Source organism: Marinobacter salinisoli (assembly GCF_017301335.1).
Lineage (GTDB): Bacteria > Pseudomonadota > Gammaproteobacteria > Pseudomonadales > Oleiphilaceae > Marinobacter > Marinobacter salinisoli.
Map to the genome: position 1 here is coordinate 2,459,838 of NZ_CP071247.1, position 16,893 is coordinate 2,476,730.

14 protein-coding genes are annotated in these 16,893 nt (G+C 57.8%); all 14 read left to right on the forward strand.

The window, feature by feature from the left end; genetic code table 11:
- The first annotated feature begins 40 nt into the window (after window positions 1-40).
- Complete coding sequence (gene truA, locus LPB19_RS11130; RefSeq protein ID WP_206642973.1) at window positions 41-946, forward strand: tRNA pseudouridine(38-40) synthase TruA; 906 nt, start codon at window positions 41-43, stop codon at window positions 944-946.
- Window positions 943-1,572, forward strand: a complete 630-nt coding sequence (locus LPB19_RS11135) for a phosphoribosylanthranilate isomerase (protein ID WP_206642974.1) — start codon at window positions 943-945, stop codon at window positions 1,570-1,572. Before truA ends, LPB19_RS11135 begins: the two co-directional genes overlap by 4 nt.
- Entirely contained in the window at window positions 1,565-2,773 is a 1,209-nt protein-coding gene (trpB, locus tag LPB19_RS11140; RefSeq protein ID WP_407943960.1) for a tryptophan synthase subunit beta, read from the forward strand. The genes LPB19_RS11135 and trpB overlap by 8 nt, the downstream gene beginning before the upstream one ends.
- A gap of 24 nt (window positions 2,774-2,797) precedes the next feature.
- Window positions 2,798-3,610: a tryptophan synthase subunit alpha gene (trpA, locus tag LPB19_RS11145; RefSeq protein ID WP_206642975.1), complete on the forward strand. Its 813-nt coding sequence runs from the start codon at window positions 2,798-2,800 to the stop codon at window positions 3,608-3,610.
- 46 nt (window positions 3,611-3,656) lie between these two features.
- Window positions 3,657-4,583: an acetyl-CoA carboxylase, carboxyltransferase subunit beta gene (gene accD, locus LPB19_RS11150; protein WP_206642976.1), complete on the forward strand. Its 927-nt coding sequence runs from the start codon at window positions 3,657-3,659 to the stop codon at window positions 4,581-4,583.
- Window positions 4,567-6,588, forward strand: coding sequence for a bifunctional tetrahydrofolate synthase/dihydrofolate synthase (gene folC / locus LPB19_RS17180; protein ID WP_206642977.1), 2,022 nt, complete (start codon window positions 4,567-4,569; stop codon window positions 6,586-6,588). Before accD ends, folC begins: the two co-directional genes overlap by 17 nt.
- A gap of 100 nt (window positions 6,589-6,688) precedes the next feature.
- Window positions 6,689-7,363 (forward strand): SPOR domain-containing protein, encoded by a 675-nt coding sequence (locus tag LPB19_RS11160; RefSeq protein WP_206642978.1) that lies wholly within the window; start codon window positions 6,689-6,691, stop codon window positions 7,361-7,363.
- 93 nt (window positions 7,364-7,456) lie between these two features.
- Complete coding sequence (locus tag LPB19_RS11165; RefSeq protein WP_206642979.1) at window positions 7,457-8,026, forward strand: CvpA family protein; 570 nt, start codon at window positions 7,457-7,459, stop codon at window positions 8,024-8,026.
- A gap of 33 nt (window positions 8,027-8,059) precedes the next feature.
- Window positions 8,060-9,586: an amidophosphoribosyltransferase gene (gene purF / locus LPB19_RS11170; RefSeq protein WP_206642980.1), complete on the forward strand. Its 1,527-nt coding sequence runs from the start codon at window positions 8,060-8,062 to the stop codon at window positions 9,584-9,586.
- 30 nt (window positions 9,587-9,616) lie between these two features.
- The gene (locus tag LPB19_RS11175; RefSeq protein WP_206642981.1) at window positions 9,617-10,843 is read left to right on the forward strand and encodes an O-succinylhomoserine sulfhydrylase; all 1,227 of its coding nucleotides are present in this window, start codon (window positions 9,617-9,619) and stop codon (window positions 10,841-10,843) included.
- Between the two features lie 19 nt (window positions 10,844-10,862).
- A complete protein-coding gene (locus LPB19_RS11180; RefSeq protein ID WP_206642982.1) occupies window positions 10,863-13,529 on the forward strand; it encodes a DNA translocase FtsK in 2,667 nt (888 codons plus the stop codon).
- Between the two features lie 12 nt (window positions 13,530-13,541).
- On the forward strand, window positions 13,542-14,192 hold the full coding sequence (gene lolA, locus LPB19_RS11185; RefSeq protein WP_407943928.1) for an outer membrane lipoprotein chaperone LolA: 651 nt from the start codon (window positions 13,542-13,544) through the stop codon (window positions 14,190-14,192).
- The gene (locus tag LPB19_RS11190; protein WP_206642983.1) at window positions 14,192-15,529 is read left to right on the forward strand and encodes a replication-associated recombination protein A; all 1,338 of its coding nucleotides are present in this window, start codon (window positions 14,192-14,194) and stop codon (window positions 15,527-15,529) included. The genes lolA and LPB19_RS11190 overlap by 1 nt, the downstream gene beginning before the upstream one ends.
- Before the next feature lie 83 nt (window positions 15,530-15,612).
- Window positions 15,613-16,887 carry a serine--tRNA ligase gene (gene serS / locus LPB19_RS11195; protein WP_206642984.1) on the forward strand — a complete coding sequence of 425 codons (1,275 nt, stop codon included), beginning with the start codon at window positions 15,613-15,615 and terminating at the stop codon, window positions 16,885-16,887.
- Window positions 16,888-16,893: the final 6 nt, after the last annotated feature.

Genomic DNA, 16,893 nt, shown 5'->3' on the forward strand with positions numbered 1-16,893 from the left:
CGGCGCTTTCGTTTGTCAGCAGAAAAAATCGGGCCAGCGCTTGTTTCTCGAATCACAACCTCTCAGCACGGACAACGCGATCGGCAATGGCCGTGTGGCCATTGCGTTCGAATACGATGGCCGTGAATTTCACGGCTGGCAGTTCCAGAAGTCCGGCGTTCGATCGGTCGAAGGGGATCTGGCCAAAGCGGTGGCGAAAGTTGCCAACCATCCTGTCGATCTGGTGTGCGCCGGGCGCACGGATGCGGGCGTTCATGCCAGTTTTCAGATTGCCCACTTCGAAACCGAGTCAATACGAAACCGGCGTTCCTGGGTTATGGGCATCAATACCGCTTTGCCTGGCGATATTGCGGTTCATTGGGCGGGAAATGGCAATGACGATTTCCACGCCCGGTTTTCGGCAACGTATCGGCGCTACCGCTATGTGATTTATAACAACCCGGTTCGTCCCGGCATTCTGCGTGGGCAGGTGAGCTGGACTTTCCGACCGCTGGATGACGCGCGGATGCACCAGGCGGCGCAAGCTTTGGTTGGAGAGCATGATTTCACATCGTTTCGAGCAGCGGGTTGTCAGTCACGGACCCCGGTTCGATTCCTGGAGCGGATCTCGGTGCTCCGAAAAGGCAGCTTCGTGGTGATTGATATTCAGGCCAACGCGTTTTTGCACCATATGGTGCGAAACATCGCTGGCGCCCTCATGGCGGTCGGTACCGGTGAACAATCCGTGGACTGGTTGGGGCAGGTGCTGGAAGCGCGGGATCGAACTCTGGCGGGTGTGACGGGCCCTGCACATGGGTTGTACCTGGTGGATGTGGGTTACCCTGCAGAGTGTGGGATTCCCGAAGCGGAGTGCGGCCCGGGCTTTCTGCGGCCCTGGTTTACAGCAGAAGAGAATCGGCCAATTCCGCCAAGCCATATTCATATCAAGCAGAGGCCTGTGTCATGAATGTTCGAGCAAAAATCTGCGGGCTGACGCGCGCCGAGGACATCCGGGGCGCGGTGGAAAGTGGTGCAGATGCTGTGGGTCTGGTGTTTTACGAGCCAAGCCCCAGGTCGGTGACTGCTGAACAGGCTGCGGAACTGGCGCGCTACGTTCCGGCCTTCGTGTCGCTGGTCGGGCTGTTCGTGAACCCTACCGAGGCTTTCGTTCGTAATGTTATTGAGCGGGTCCCGTTGGACCTGTTGCAGTTTCACGGGGATGAAACACCGGAATTCTGCAATCAATTCAATCGTCGCTGGATCAAGGCAATCCGAGTGAAAACAGATGGCCAGATCGAGCAGGCATTTTCCGACTTTCACATGGCCTGTGGGATACTGGTAGACGCGTGGGATCCTGAGCGCTACGGTGGCACAGGGCAATCGTTTAACTGGAACCTTATTCCTCAAAACCGGCCTATGCCGTTGATATTGGCCGGTGGTCTGTCATCTGATAACGTACTTCGCGCCATCGAGCAGGTCCAGCCGTGGGCCGTGGATGTCAGTGGGGGCGTTGAGAAACAGAAAGGGATCAAGGACAGAAGTAGAATGTTCAATTTCATGAAAGAGGTTCGCCGTGTCTGTAAAACTGACTGAAGAAATGCTGAACGCATTACCGGATGCGAGGGGACACTTCGGACCCTTCGGAGGCCGGTTTGTTTCCGAAACACTGATGGACTCCTTGATGACGCTGGAGAAAGAATACCTGCGCATGAAAAAGGATCCGGAATTCCAGGCCCGTTTCGATAAAGAACTGGCGGACTACGTGGGCCGGCCCACGCCTTTGTATTTCGCCGAGCGCCTGACGCGGGAAACCGGTGGCGCACAAATCTGGCTGAAACGGGAAGATTTGTGTCACACCGGCGCTCATAAGGTGAACAACACTATCGGCCAGGCACTGCTGGCCAGTTTCCTGGGCAAAAAGCGGGTCATTGCGGAAACCGGCGCTGGCCAGCACGGTGTTGCCACTGCAACGGTCTGTGCCCGGCTTGGTCTGGAGTGTCATGTGTTTATGGGTGCCGAGGACGTTCAGCGGCAGTCGCTCAACGTGTTCCGAATGAAGCTTCTGGGCGCCACCGTGCATCCGGTTCAGAGCGGAACCAAAACCCTCAAAGACGCCATGAACGATGCCATGCGTGACTGGGTGACCAACGTCGACGAGACGTTTTATATCATCGGCACTGTAGCGGGCCCGCATCCTTATCCCTTGCTGGTGCGAGATTTCCAGTCAGTCATCGGCCGCGAAACGCGCCGGCAGGCGTTGGAGAAAACCGGTAAGCTGCCGGATGCGCTGGTGGCGTGCGTGGGAGGCGGCTCCAATGCCATTGGAATGTTTTACCCGTTCCTCGCCGATGAATCCGTGAGTCTGTACGGCGTTGAAGCCGGTGGCCTGGGTATCGAAACCGGAAAGCACGCTGCGCCGCTTTGCGCCGGGCGTCCGGGCGTGCTCCACGGCAATCGGACCTACCTGATGGAAGATGAAAACGGACAGATCGCGGGCACTCATTCGGTGAGCGCTGGCCTGGATTATCCTGGTGTCGGGCCGGAACATAGCTGGCTCAAGGACATCGGTCGGGCTCACTATGTCTCGGTCACTGATGACGAGGCTATGGAAGGGTTTCGCCGTCTGACCCGTGTTGAAGGCATCATGCCGGCCCTCGAGACCGCCCATGCGGTTGCTTACGCCATCAAGCTGGCCGCGACCATGGACAAGGATCAGAGCGTTGTTATCAACGTCTCCGGTCGAGGCGATAAAGACATCAACACGGTTGCCCAATTGGAAGGCATCGAGATCTGAGGCAGTAACAGGAGCAGGACAGGCATGAGCCGAATTGAAGGAGTTCTGAAAACCCTCAAAGGGCAGGGCCGTAAAGCGCTGATTCCCTATATCACCGCGGGTGACCCGAATCCCGGTGCAACCGTTGACCTGATGCACACGCTGGTCGAAGCGGGTGCGGACATTATTGAACTGGGCGTACCCTTTTCTGATCCTATGGCGGATGGCCCGGTTATACAGCTTGCATGCGAGAGGGCACTTGCGCATGGCACTTCGCTGCGTCAGGTCCTGGCAATGGTCAAGGAGTTTCGCGCGAAGGATGCTGACACGCCCATCGTTCTGATGGGCTACCTCAACCCCATGGAGGCTATGGGATATGAGGCGTTTGCAGACGCGGCCCGGGATTCCGGGGTCGATGGCGTGCTGACGGTCGATCTGCCGCCTGAGGAGGCTGACGAAGTCGCTCCGCTGTTCACCGAGCGACATCTTGATGCGATTTTTCTGCTGTCGCCCACCACCACGGATGACCGCATCCGCGCGATCAGCGAGTACTGTTCCGGCTATGTGTACTATGTTTCATTCAAGGGCGTGACCGGGGCTGGCAAACTCAATGTGGAGGAAGTTGCCTCCCGTGTGAGCCATATCCACGAGCTGACAGCGCTTCCGGTGGGTGTTGGATTCGGTATTCGGGATGCTGAGACAGCTGCCGCGGTAGGACGGGTATCCGATGGTGTAATTGTTGGAAGTGTCCTAGTCGATACAATTGCCAGAAATCAGGCAGATACCGCGCAGTTGAAACGTGCGCTGGCGGATCTGTTGCAACCGATGCGAGAAGCACTGGACAGCCTGAGTTCCTGAGCCAAGGCGCTCCAGGCTGGACGGCATCAAAGGACAGGATGAAAACATGAGTAACTGGCTGGACAAAATCATGCCGAGCAAGATCCGCTCGGAATCCAAGCAGCGAACCGGTGTGCCGGAGGGGCTGTGGAAGAAATGCCCCAAGTGCGGCGCCTTTCTGTACAAGCCGGAGCTTGAGAAAAATCTCGATGTTTGTCCGAAATGCAATCACCACCTGAGGGTTGGCGCCCGTCGACGCCTTGATATCTTCCTTGATGCTGATGGCCGGGAAGAGATTGGCACTGACCTGGAGCCTTGGGATCGCCTGAAGTTCAAGGATAGCAAGCGTTACAAGGACCGATTGTCGCAGGCCCAGAAGTCGACAGGCGAGAAAGACGCGCTGATCGCCATGCGAGGTGCCACCCTCGGTGTGCCTCTGGTGGCTTGTGCGTTCGAGTTTAACTTCCTGGGCGGCTCCATGGGGCAGGTTGTGGGCGAAAAGTTCGTTCAGGCAGCGAATGTGGCCCTTGAGCAGCGCATTCCTCTGGTGTGCTTCTCTGCCAGTGGCGGGGCGCGTATGCAGGAGGCCATCCTGTCGCTGATGCAAATGTCCAAGACCGCAGCGGTGCTCGAGCGCATGAAGCAGGAGGGCATACCCTATGTGTCGGTCATGACCGATCCCGTGTTCGGTGGTGTGTCCGCGAGCCTTGCCATGTTGGGCGATCTGAACATCGCTGAACCTAACTCGTTGATTGGTTTTGCGGGCCCGCGAGTCATTGAACAGACTGTGCGGGAAAAGCTGCCCGAGGGTTTCCAGCGAAGCGAGTTTCTGCTGGACCACGGTGCGATCGATATGATCCTGCATCGCCATCAGATGCGTGAGCGCATTGCGCACCTGTTGGCAAAATTTACCGCGGCAGAACGGCCGGGCACGGAAGAGCCCATTGAATTTGAAGTCACGGAAATGCCGGAAGCCAATGGCGAGATCGAATAAGCATGATTCCCGGCCGCCCGTAGCACCGGGCGCCGGGGCCACCGTTAACGAGTGGCTTGCCTACCTGGAGGCCATTCATCCCACCGAAATCGATCTGGGCCTCGACCGCGTTCTTGTTGTTTTGCGCAGGCTATTCCCCAGGAAGCCGGACGCGCGGATCATCACGGTTGCCGGTACCAATGGCAAAGGCAGTACCGTTGCCACCATTGAACGTTTGCTGCTGGCGAGCGGTCGCAAGGCCGGTGCATATACATCTCCTCATCTCCAGGTCTATAACGAGCGCGTCCGCCTGAACGGGCGAGATGTGGAAGATCGTCGTCTGGTGGCAGCTTTCGAGCGTGTGGAAGAGGCCCGCCGGAATGTCTCGCTGACGTATTTTGAGTTCGGAACGTTGGCGGCCTTTGTGGTTTTCGATGCCGCGGGTGTCGAAGACTGGATTCTGGAAGTGGGGCTTGGTGGCCGGCTTGACGCCGTCAACGTTCTGGATCCCGACCTTGCAATCATCACCTCGGTGGATATTGATCACGTCGCGTTCCTGGGCGATAACCGGGAAGCGATTGGTTTCGAAAAGGCCGGTATTCTGCGCCCGGGGATTCCCGCCGTCTGCGCTGACACGGACCCGCCAAAATCCGTGCTCCAGCAGGCTGAGGCGCAGAAGGTCGAGCTGGCGCTGGTCGGGCGTGACTACCATCTGGAGGAGGCCCGGGGAATCACTGGCAGTCCTGTGCCCAGTGTCTTGCTTCAGATCGGGGGCTGGCAGGTCGAGTTGCCGGACGGACCTTTGCCCGTGTCGAGTGTTGCCGCCGCCGTCGTGGCAATGCGTCGTCTTGAACCGGACATCACGGAGCGGTTCATCGAGAAAGCCCTGGCGGGTCTCAGGGTGCCAGGCCGATTCGAGCAACTGGGAGAGCGGCCGGCGGTGTTCGTTGATGTTGGCCACAACCCCCATGCAGCGCGCTGGCTGGCTAGTCGTTTAATGCCACGAAAGCATTCCGGTCACCGGGTGCTCGCCGTCTATGCAGCGCTGGCGGACAAGGACATCGATGGTGTCTTCGCTGCAATGAAGTCAATCGTCGATCGATGGTGGTTATCTGGGCTGGATGTGCCCCGGGGACTATCTGCCATTGAGCTCTTCCAGCGCGCCGGGGAGCTAGGGATTATGTGCGCTGAGCAGGCAGGCACCGTGACCGACGCGATACGTTCGGCGCTCGCGGAAGCCAGCCCGGGCGACACTGTTATCGTGTTTGGTTCTTTCTTCACGGTTGCCGAAGCCAGAGCGTTGCTTGCCCACCCTTCAGCGCGGCGGCGACTGGATGAATTTCTAGATGAAAACGATCGCGAGGAGCTTTTTGCGGGGGATTACCCGGCAGTGCCGAGAACGGCACGTGCTTCAAACCAGTATGCGGAAGAGCATGCGCTGGCGCAGCGGCGCACCGGTGAACAGGAATCGATGGTTGTGATGAAGGGAGCGTGCCACGGAACGCCTGTTATTGCCTGCGCTTTCGAGTACGGTTTTATGGGTGGCACCATGGGGGCGGTTGTGGGTGACCTCTTTGCCCGGGCGGCCAGCAAGGCGCTCGAAGATCGGTTGCCTCTGGTTTGTTTTTCGGCCAGTGAGGGCGCTCGGCTGGAAGAAGGCATTGGCGCACTCATGCAAATGGCCAAGACAGCCGCCGCCGTCGAAAAACTTCGTCGGGAGGGGATTCCCTACATTTCAGTGCTGGCCAACCGCGTATCCGGGGAGGTGTGGGCCAGCCTTGCTGTGCTTGGCGATCTGAATATTGCTGAATCCGGCGTGAAGGTTAGTATGGCGCCGTTGGCATTGCTTGAGCAGGAGGCGGGGGATGGCGGCGCTCAACTCAGGGATGCCGATCACCTTCTCAAGCATGGCGCGGTGGACATGGTGATTGATCGGCTGGATATGCGCGCTTCCATTGGGCGTTTGTTGGCCAAGTTTCCCGTTCAGCACAGCCAAATTCACCCTGAAGAGCCTGATGGTGGCTGAGTTCTGGCAGCTCAGTTTGAAGCTTTGTGTTACGCCGGGATCGCGGTTAGTATCTGCTTGCCGTAAAAACAGGTTTTTCGTCTGACAGGAGTGTGGAATTGTGGATGGCTTGAAGCAAAGAATTGTCGGTGCGCTGGTGTTGGTGTCGCTGGCCGTTATCTTTGTCCCCATGATTTTCGATGAGCCGCACTCGGAAAGAACCTCTAATTCAATCCAGATCCCCGAGGAGCCGCCGTTCCCCGAAGTTGTGATACCCGAGGATCAGGCGGCAGGGGCGCCTATCGACAATGCGCCGCAAGCAACTGGTGATGTTTCTGAATCGCCAGCGGAGCCCGGTCAGAGTGCGCCTGATTACCGGATTGTCGAGGATGAACCTGCGCCCTTTGAAGGCGTACCCCAGGTGGATGAGACTCCGGCGGCGAACTCTGAACCTGCTCCCGATCCGGCACCGGCCACTCCTGGACCAAAACCAGAAGTTGCGGCAAATCAGCCCTCTGCTGGTGAATCCTCGAACACCGTGCCGAACCCCGTTGCTGAGGGGGATTGGGTGGTTCAGTTGGGCAGTTTCGGCAATGCCGATAATGCTCGACGCTTGCGGGATCAGGTCCGAGAGAAAGGATATGGCTCCCATCTGGAAGCTATCAAGCGTGGCGATGCCACATTGACCCGGGTCTTCAGCGGTCCTTTCCCGGACCGGCCCAGTGCCGAAGCCGCGAAGCGGGTGCTCGACGAGGCGTTCAGCCTTAACAGTCTGGTTACAACCGGCGACAAATAAACGAACAAACGCGCCCGATTGGGCCCGCTGGCAGTTTGGCCGCTGTCGGTTTCCTGATAGAATTCGCGCTTCCTCTGTTCCATTGGGTAGTTCATGGAAACTCTGATCTGGATTGACTGGGTGATCATCACCCTGATCACAGTATCCACACTGATTAGTCTCAAACGGGGTTTCGTTCGCGAAGCTCTGTCACTCGTCACCTGGGTGGGTGCGTTTATTCTTGCGCGAACCTTCCATCCACAGATGCAGACATTGCTGGAAAGCACGGTCGAAACTCCGCTGGTTCGTCTGATTGCAGCGTTTGCGATTCTCTTCTTCGGTACACTGATCGTCGGTGCCATCATAAACAACATGATCGGCCACCTGATTCGTGCAACCGGGCTGTCGGCCACCGACCGTGTATTAGGGATGGGCTTTGGCCTTCTGAGAGGTGTCGTGGTGGTTATTGTGGCCATAGCGTTCACTCGGTACACCCCGCTGGCACAAGATACCTGGTGGCGAGAATCTGTCATGATTGACCACCTGGCTGAGGTGGAGGACTGGTCCAGAAGAACCTTTGGTGACGAGTTCGCCCGCTTCCTTGGGCCGGCGCCAGATAGCACGGATGCGCACAGCACTATTCAGCAGCAGACGGTCGTGGAACCCGTCGCTGCATCCAGTTAACATTCAGTATTAACGCTCGGAGACAGTTTCTTCATGTGTGGCATCGTCGGCATCGTCAGCACCTCCAACGTCAACCAGACGCTCTATGATGCGCTGACCGTTCTTCAGCATCGGGGGCAGGATGCTGCGGGTATCGTTACGTTTCAGAATGAACGGTTTTACCTGCGCAAGGATAACGGGCTGGTGCGTGACGTTTTCCATACCCGCCACATGCGTCGTCTGGTCGGTAACGTGGGCATTGGGCACGTACGTTACCCCACCGCCGGAAGCTCAAGCTCGGCTGAGGCGCAGCCGTTTTATGTCAACAGTCCCTACGGCATAACCCTGGCTCATAACGGCAATCTGACCAATGCCGACGACCTGAGCCAGGATCTGTTCCGTACCGACCTGCGTCACATCAATACCAATTCAGACTCCGAAGTGCTGCTCAATGTCTTTGCCCATGAGCTTCAGAAGCTGGGTAAACTCAACCCGACCAAAGATGAAATCTTTGCCGCGGTAAAGGCGGTACACAAGCGCTGCCGTGGCGCCTATGCAGTTATTGCAATGATTACCGGGTACGGCATTGTGGGCTTCCGCGACCCGAACGGAATTCGTCCTGCGTGCTATGGCGTGCGTGAAGCTGAAGACGGTCGCAAGGAGTACATGATTGCCTCGGAAAGCGTCGCGCTGAGTGCGGCCGGCTTTACCCTGGTGCGGGATATCGCCCCTGGCGAGGCTGTCTACATCGAAACCGACGGCACCCTGTATACCCAGCAGTGCGCGCAGGACCCACATCTGTACCCCTGTATTTTTGAGCACGTGTATTTTGCGCGCCCGGATTCGATCCTGGACGGCGTTTCCGTCTACAAGGCTCGCTTGCGTATGGGGGAAACACTGGCCGACAAGGTCCTGCGCGAGTTTCCGGATCACGACATCGACGTAGTTATGCCGATTCCGGACACCAGCCGAACTTCTGCCATGCAGATGGCGCACCGGCTCGGGGTCAAGTTCCGCGAAGGGTTTATCAAAAACCGCTATATCGGTCGGACCTTCATCATGCCGGGGCAGAAAATGCGCAAAAAATCGGTTCGCCAAAAGCTGAATCCGATTGATCTGGAGTTCCGCGACAAGAACGTCATGTTGGTGGACGACTCCATCGTGCGTGGCACAACCTGCAAGGAAATTGTCCAGATGGCCCGGGATGCCGGTGCCCGTAAAGTGTATTTTGCCTCTGCGGCTCCCCCGGTTCGCTATCCGAACGTTTACGGTATCGATATGCCATCGGCCAACGAGCTTATTGCACATGATCGGACCGTCGAGGAAGTGGGCGAGTTGATTGGCGCCGACTGGCTGCTGTACCAGGACCTTGAGGATCTGGTGACCTGCGTCAGCGATGTCAATGACGACATTGAGGATTGGGAGTGTTCTGTGTTTACCGGCCAGTACGTCACCGGCGACATAGATCAGTCTTATCTGGACCGGCTGGACGAGGCCCGCAATGACACCAAACGGTCCGGAGCCGGTGACAATAAGTCCGATGAAAACGGCATTATTGACCTCCATAACGACGAAGACTAAACGCGTACGAAACCCAAGCAGGAGTTGTTCATGACCTTTCGCCGTGAAGAAAATGTCTGGATCCCGGAATCGGATCTGGAGGGTATGTCGGTAGATACCCTCGCGGTGAGGGCAGGGCAGATGCGTACCGGGGAGTTGGAACACAGCGACCCGATTTTTCCGACCTCCAGTTTTGTATACGGCAGTGCAGCCCAGGCCGCCGCCCGATTTGGCGGCGATGAGCCGGGCAATATCTACTCACGGTTTACCAACCCCACGGTGCAGGCCTTTGAAGGGCGCATGGCGGCAATGGAGGGTGGCGAGCGCGCGGTGGCCACGGCCTCTGGTATGGCGGCCATACTGAGCACGTGCATGGCGCTGCTCAAAAGCGGCGATCACGTAGTCTGTTCCCGGGGTGTGTTTGGTACCACTAACGTTTTGTTCCAGAAATACCTGGCAAAATTCGGTGTTGAAACCTCGTTCGTCAGCCTCACGGATTACGAAGGCTGGCGGAGCGCGGTCCGGGATACTACCCGGATGCTGTTCATCGAGACGCCGTCGAATCCTCTGTGTGAAGTGGCCGATATTCGCGCCCTTGCCGATCTCGCTCATTCGCAGGATGCTTTGCTGGTGGTCGACAACTGTTTCTGTACGCCGGTCCTGCAACGACCGCTGGAGCATGGCGCCGATGTGGTTATCCACTCCGCCACCAAGTACCTGGACGGCCAGGGCCGTTGCGTCGGTGGTGTTGTGGTCGGTCCGGGTAAACTGATGGAGGAGGTCTATGGCTTCCTTCGCTCGGCCGGGCCAACCATGAGCCCGTTCAATGCCTGGGTGTTTCATAAGGGATTGGAAACCTTACCAATCCGTATGCGAGCACACTGTGAGAATGCATTAGAGTTAGCTCAATGGCTTGAACAGCAGCCCGAAGTTGAAACGGTGTTTTATGCCGGGCTGCCGGAGCATCCTCAGCACGAACTGGCCAAGCGCCAGCAGGATGGCTTTGGAGGTGTTCTGTCGTTTCGATTGAAAGGCGGAAGAGACGAAGCGTGGCGTTTTATTGACGCCACGCGGATGATTTCCATTACTGCCAATCTTGGTGACGTCAAGACGACGATCACCCACCCAGCCACGACCACCCATGGCCGGTTGTCTCCTGAGGACAAAGAGGCGGCGGGTATCACCGAGAACCTGGTACGGATTTCAGTGGGTGTTGAAGCAGTTGAAGACCTGAAAACCGATCTTACCCGGGGACTTCAGGCCCTTCAGAATCAATAAACACAACTAGCAGAATTGCATGGCCGAATCAGTAAAAGCAAAGCAGGCTCCACAGGAACTGACGGACAAACAACTGCGCTTCCGGCGCCTGGTGGCACAGGGTGCCCGGGAAGGTGCGGTTATTGCCCTGATTGCACTGGCCATTTATTTGGCCATGGCACTGGTAACGTATAGCCCGACGGACCCTGGCTGGGCCAGTATCGGCCACGACACCTCGGTGACCAACTACGCCGGCCGAACCGGTGCCTGGTTGGCAAGCCTGTTCATTGATTTCTTCGGTCAGGTCGCGTTTCTGTTTCCGCTGATGATCGCCGGTTACGCCATCATGCTGATTCGCAGGCGGAACGATGCCGTCGAGTTGCACTGGCCACTGGTTATGATGCGATTTGGCGGCTTCCTTCTTATCCTGCTTTCGGCCTCCAGCTTGTTGTCACTGTATTCGGTGTTCGGTCTGGGGGTATCGTCAGGCGGCGTCCTGGGCACCACTGTGTCTGAGGCGATGATCCGGTTTTTCAATTTGCCGGCTACCACGCTGCTACTGATAGCGATTTTCCTCTTCGCCCTGACCGTAACGACCGGTTTGTCCTGGTTCCGGCTGATGGATCAGATTGGTCTGTGGACAATCCGACTGTTCGGATATCTTAAATCCGCGTTTGCCGCCGATCCCGAGAAACAGGCTCACGCCAAGGCCGCGGCAGCGGAAAAGAAGCAGAAGGCCGAAGCGAAGAAACGGGACAAGCAGGCCGCAAAAGCGGCGGAGCCACCGGTGGTTGAAGATCGTGTCATGCCCGCAGGCAAGCGCGGTAAGACGGCTGATTCTGCCGGTTCGGAAAAACCCGGCAACTGGTGGCAGCGCCTGATTGGCGGCCGAAAACAGAAGCTGAAGCGGGAGAGTTCCGGCGATAAGTCCGTGGTTCGCAAAGAGCCCGGGCTCGACGGCTTTGTGCCAGAACCGGAACCCGAGCCGGTTGAGTTCGAACGATTCAGTTCTACCGATCAGGCCGCACCGGCCACACCAGCCAAACCGGCCAGAAAACCAAGGCAACCCGAGTCACGGCCTGAGCCAGAGGCACCGAGCCGTTCACTGAAAATCGAGCCGTTCAAGAAAGAGCCGCAAACGGCGAAAGTGGACCAGCCTGGCAGGGGCAACAAGCAGGGATCCCTGCTTGAAGATATCGAAAGCCCTGTGCCACCCATTTCTCTGCTGGATCCGCCGGAGGAGCACCAGGAAAAGGGTTATTCCGAGGAATCCCTTGAACACATGTCACGGCTTCTTGAAGAAAAGCTGTCTGACTTCGGTGTGTCGGTAGAAGTCGTTGAGGTCAACCCCGGGCCTGTTATCACGCGGTTTGAAATCAAGCCGGCGCCCGGCGTCAAAGTCAGCAAAATCTCCAACCTGGCCAAGGATCTGGCTCGGTCACTGGCTGTACTGAGTGTTCGCGTGGTTGAAGTTATTCCCGGCAAATCAGTCGTTGGTATTGAAATTCCCAACGAAGAACGGGAAATCGTCCGGCTGAGCGAAGTGTTGGGTGCTCCGGTGTTCAAGGATTCATCGTCGCCACTAACACTGGCTCTGGGCAACGATATCGGCGGTAACCCGATGGTGGCCAATCTGGCCAAGATGCCGCACCTGCTGGTAGCGGGTACGACCGGTTCCGGTAAGTCCGTCGGCGTCAACGCCATGCTTTTGAGCATGCTGCTCAAGGCGACCCCGGAAGAAGTCCGTTTCATCATGGTGGATCCGAAGATGCTGGAGCTCAGCATCTACGACGGCATTCCGCACCTGTTGGCGCCGGTTGTGACGGACATGAAGGAAGCGGCCAATGCCTTGCGTTGGTGTGTCGCAGAGATGGAGCGTCGATACCGGCTGATGGCGAGCCTGGGGGTCCGGAATATCGCAGGCTACAACCGCAAGGTTAAAGACGCCATCGCGGCCGGGGAGCCGCTGCTGGACCCGATCTGGAAACCGGACGAATTCCTCGCCAATGACGAACAGGATCGCCCGGAGCTTGAGACCCTGCCGTTTATCGTGGTGGTGATCGACGAATTCGCCGACATGATGATGATCGTTGGCAAGAAGGTCGAGGAGCTGATCGCCCGTATCGCGCAGAAAGCCCGGGCCGCGGGTATTCACCTGGTTCTGGCGACACAGCGCCCATCCGTTGATGTGATTACCGGCCTGATCAAGGCGAACATCCCGACTCGTATGTCGTTCCAGGTGTCGTCCAAGATTGATTCCCGGACGGTTCTGGATCAGGGCGGCGCGGAGCAGCTCCTCGGGCATGGTGACATGCTGTACCTGCCGCCGGGAACCGGCTTGCCGGTGCGGGTACACGGTGCTTTTGTCGACGACGACGAAGTGCACCGGGTTGTCAGTGCCTGGAAAGCACGGGGCGAGCCGATCTATGTGGATGAGGTCCTCAACGGCGCCGAAGGCGAACACCTGCCGGGCGTTCCGACGCTGTCGGAAGGTGGAGACAACGAAGGTGATGCCCTCTACGACGAAGCCGTTGCCTTTGTAACCGAAAGCCGACGGGTATCCATTTCCTCCGTCCAGCGAAAATTCAAAATTGGCTACAACCGGGCTGCGAACCTGGTGGAAGCCATGGAGGCGTCGGGCGTTGTCAGTCCTGCCGGGCACAACGGTGCGAGAGAAGTGCTGGCGCCGCCGCCTCCCCGAGACTAGGAGTCGACTGTTATGAATGCACGCCGTTTTTTTTGCCTGCTAGTGATGCTGTTTGTTGCCACTGCGCCTGTCGGCGCGGAGGAGCCTGCTGGCAGCAGTGAGGCCGCTAGTGAGCTGGCCCAGACCCTGAAGAGTTATGAAACCTATCAGGCCGACTTCATTCAGATTGTCGCGGACGAGTATGGTAATGCCGTGCAGGAAACCCGTGGAAAGCTGAAGGCCAAGCGCCCCGGACTGTTCTACTGGGAAACGAGTGCGCCTCTGGCGCAGTTTATAGTGAGTGATGGCGAAACCGTTGAGGTGTACGATCCTGACCTGGAACAGGTAACCATCCACAACCTGGATGAACGGGTCCAGACCACGCCGGCGCTGCTGTTGAGCGGCGAGGTAGACAACCTGGAAAAGACCTACAAGGTTTCTCAGCGAATGGTTGGCGACAGCCGTCAGGAGTACATGCTGGAGCCGCGCAGCCCGGACTCCCTGTTCGTGTCACTGCGTCTGTCTTTTGTGAACGGCGAGCTGCGGGAAATGCGTATGCTGGATTCGCTGGCCCAGGTCAGCATTCTGAGTTTTGACACCATCCAACTGAATGAGAGCATCGACAGCAGTGCGTTCACCCTCGATTACCCGGAGGGCGTCGACGTAATCCGGGACGGCGCCTGATGCAGGACAGCCTGTTCGAAGACCAGGCCGGGTTTCGTCCGCTGGCGGATCGCATGCGTCCGACCCAGCTGGAAGAGTACGTTGGTCAGAAGCATCTGGTAGGGCCTGGCAAGCCGCTGCGCAGAGCCGTGGAGCAGGGCCAGATGCACTCGATGATTCTATGGGGCCCACCCGGGGTTGGTAAAACCACCTTTGCGAAATTGCTGGCCAACCTCAGTGATCTCAGTTTCGAAACCATTTCGGCGGTGCTCAGCGGAGTCAAGGACATTCGCGCGGCAGTGGAGCGAGCGCGTGACCGCAAGCAGGGGCAGGGGCGCGATACGCTGTTGTTCGTTGACGAGGTGCATCGGTTCAACAAGAGCCAGCAGGATGCCTTTCTGCCGCACATCGAAGACGGTACTTTTATCTTCGTCGGTGCCACCACCGAAAACCCTTCGTTTGAACTCAACAGCGCGTTGCTGTCTCGAACCCGGGTTTACGTGCTCAAAAACCTGGAAGAATCCGATGTTCTGGAGCTTCTGGACAGGGCGCTGATTGCAGAACAGGGGTTCAACGGGCGCCTATCGGTGGGTCCGGCGGTAAGGGATTTAATCGCTTCTGCGTCGGGAGGCGACGCCCGTCGCGCACTCAATATCCTGGAGGTGGCTGCCGACCTGGCTGAGCCGGATGAGCAGGGGCAGGAAACCATCACGGAATCGCACCTCGAGCAGGTTCTGCAAACCAGTTTGCGCCGGTTCGATAAGGGTGGGGATGTCTTTTACGACCAGATTTCCGCGCTCCACAAATCCGTACGCGGGTCCGATCCGGATGGTTCGTTGTACTGGATGTGTCGGATGCTGGATGGAGGGTGCGACCCCATTTATGTGGCTCGCCGGTTAGTGCGCATCGCCAGTGAGGATATTGGGAATGCGGACCCCCGGGCGCTGCGAATTGCCATGGACGCCTGGGACGCACAGGAGCGTCTGGGCTCCCCGGAAGGCGAACTGTCACTGGCCCAGGCGGTCACCTACCTGGCCTTGTCACCCAAGAGTAATGCGGTGTACGCCGCCTTCAATCAGTGCATGGCCGATATTCGTAAGGATCCCGATTACGACGTTCCCGTGCATCTGCGCAATGCGCCCACCAAGCTGCTCAAATCCATGGGCCATGGCGATACCTACCGCTACGCCCACGAAGAACCGGAAGCGTTCGCAGCCGGGGAATCCTATCTTCCCGAGCCGATTCATGAGCGCCGCTACTACCAACCCGTTTCCCGGGGTCTGGAAATCAAGCTGGCGGAAAAGCGTCAGCGCCTTGATCGCTGGAATAAGGAAAGTTCGCGAAAGCGCTACCCCTGAGCGCACGGTAGCCACCAGATTCAGTGCAGGTATAATGGCCTGTCATTTCCCTCACAACGCAAACGTTCAGATTCAGGATAACCATGCTCGATCCAAAACGTGTCCGTACCCAGACTGAAGAGATCGCCCGTCGGCTGGCCGTCAAAAACTATACTTTTGACATCTCCGCCTTCGAGCAGCTCGAAGAACGCCGCCGTGCCCTTCAGGTACGCACGGAAACACTTCAGAGCGAGCAGAACAAGCGCAGCAAATCCATCGGTAAGGCAAAAGCGGCCGGTGAAGATATTCAACCGCTGCTTGATGAAGTTGAAAGCCTGAAGAAACAGCGCTCTGAGGCGGAAGACGAGTTGCGAGCGTTGCAGGAAGAGCTCAACGCCTTTCTCGCTGGAATCCCTAACCTTCCGGACGACGATGTGCCCGAGGGCGAGAGCGAAGACGACAATGTCGAGATTCGTACCTGGGGTAGTCCCAGGACTTTTGATTTTGAGCCAAAGGACCATGTGGCCCTCGGCGAGGCGATGAAAGGGCTGGATTTCGAAACCGCCAGCCGCCTTGCGCACTCCCGCTTTGCCGTGATGCGTGGTGGCATTGCCCGGCTTCACCGGGCATTGGCCCAGTTCATGCTGGACCTGCACACCAGTGAGCATGGCTACATGGAAGCCTACGTTCCGTATCTGGTGAATGCAGACACTCTGTACGGCACCGGCCAGCTGCCGAAGTTTGAAGACGACCTTTTCAAGATGGAAGGCGAAAACCCTCTGTACCTGATTCCCACCGCTGAGGTACCGGCAACCAATCTGGTGGCCGACACCATTCTCGATGCTAAAGAGTTGCCGCTGAAGATGGTCTGCCACACCCCGTGTTTCCGCAGTGAGGCGGGCTCCTATGGGCGCGATACCCGCGGCATGATTCGTCAGCATCAGTTCGATAAGGTGGAGCTCGTGCACGTGGTACGTCCGGAGGATTCTGAGGCGGCACTGGAAGCTCTGACCAGCCACGCTGAAAAAGTGTTGCAGATGCTGGACCTGCCTTATCGCGTCGTTACCCTGTGTGGCGGTGACATGGGGTTCTCCGCGGCAAAAACCTACGATTTGGAGGTGTGGCTGCCGGGTCAGGACAAGTATCGTGAGATTTCGTCGTGCTCCAACACCCGGGACTTCCAGGCGCGTCGCATGCATGCGCGCTGGCGTAATCCGGAAACCGGGAAGCCGGAGCCCGTACACACCCTGAACGGCTCCGGCCTTGCGGTGGGGCGCGCCTTGATTGCGGTGATGGAGAATTACCAGCAAGCTGACGGCAGCATTACCATCCCGGACGCTTTGAAGCCCTACATGGGAGGCATTGATCGAATCCAATGAGTCAAC

Bases quoted from the DNA above. Each gene is read 5' to 3' on its own strand.
- LPB19_RS11135 (WP_206642974.1), top strand. From the start codon at position 943: ATGAATGTTCGAGCAAAAATCTGCGGGCTGACGCGCGCCGAGGACATC.
- trpA (WP_206642975.1), top strand. From the start codon at position 2,798: ATGAGCCGAATTGAAGGAGTTCTGAAAACCCTCAAAGGGCAGGGCCGT.
- accD (WP_206642976.1), top strand. From the start codon at position 3,657: ATGAGTAACTGGCTGGACAAAATCATGCCGAGCAAGATCCGCTCGGAA.
- folC (WP_206642977.1), top strand. From the start codon at position 4,567: ATGGCGAGATCGAATAAGCATGATTCCCGGCCGCCCGTAGCACCGGGC.
- LPB19_RS11165 (WP_206642979.1), top strand. From the start codon at position 7,457: ATGGAAACTCTGATCTGGATTGACTGGGTGATCATCACCCTGATCACA.
- purF (WP_206642980.1), top strand. From the start codon at position 8,060: ATGTGTGGCATCGTCGGCATCGTCAGCACCTCCAACGTCAACCAGACG.
- LPB19_RS11175 (WP_206642981.1), top strand. From the start codon at position 9,617: ATGACCTTTCGCCGTGAAGAAAATGTCTGGATCCCGGAATCGGATCTG.
- LPB19_RS11180 (WP_206642982.1), top strand. From the start codon at position 10,863: ATGGCCGAATCAGTAAAAGCAAAGCAGGCTCCACAGGAACTGACGGAC.
- lolA (WP_407943928.1), top strand. From the start codon at position 13,542: ATGAATGCACGCCGTTTTTTTTGCCTGCTAGTGATGCTGTTTGTTGCC.
- LPB19_RS11190 (WP_206642983.1), top strand. From the start codon at position 14,192: ATGCAGGACAGCCTGTTCGAAGACCAGGCCGGGTTTCGTCCGCTGGCG.
- serS (WP_206642984.1), top strand. From the start codon at position 15,613: ATGCTCGATCCAAAACGTGTCCGTACCCAGACTGAAGAGATCGCCCGT.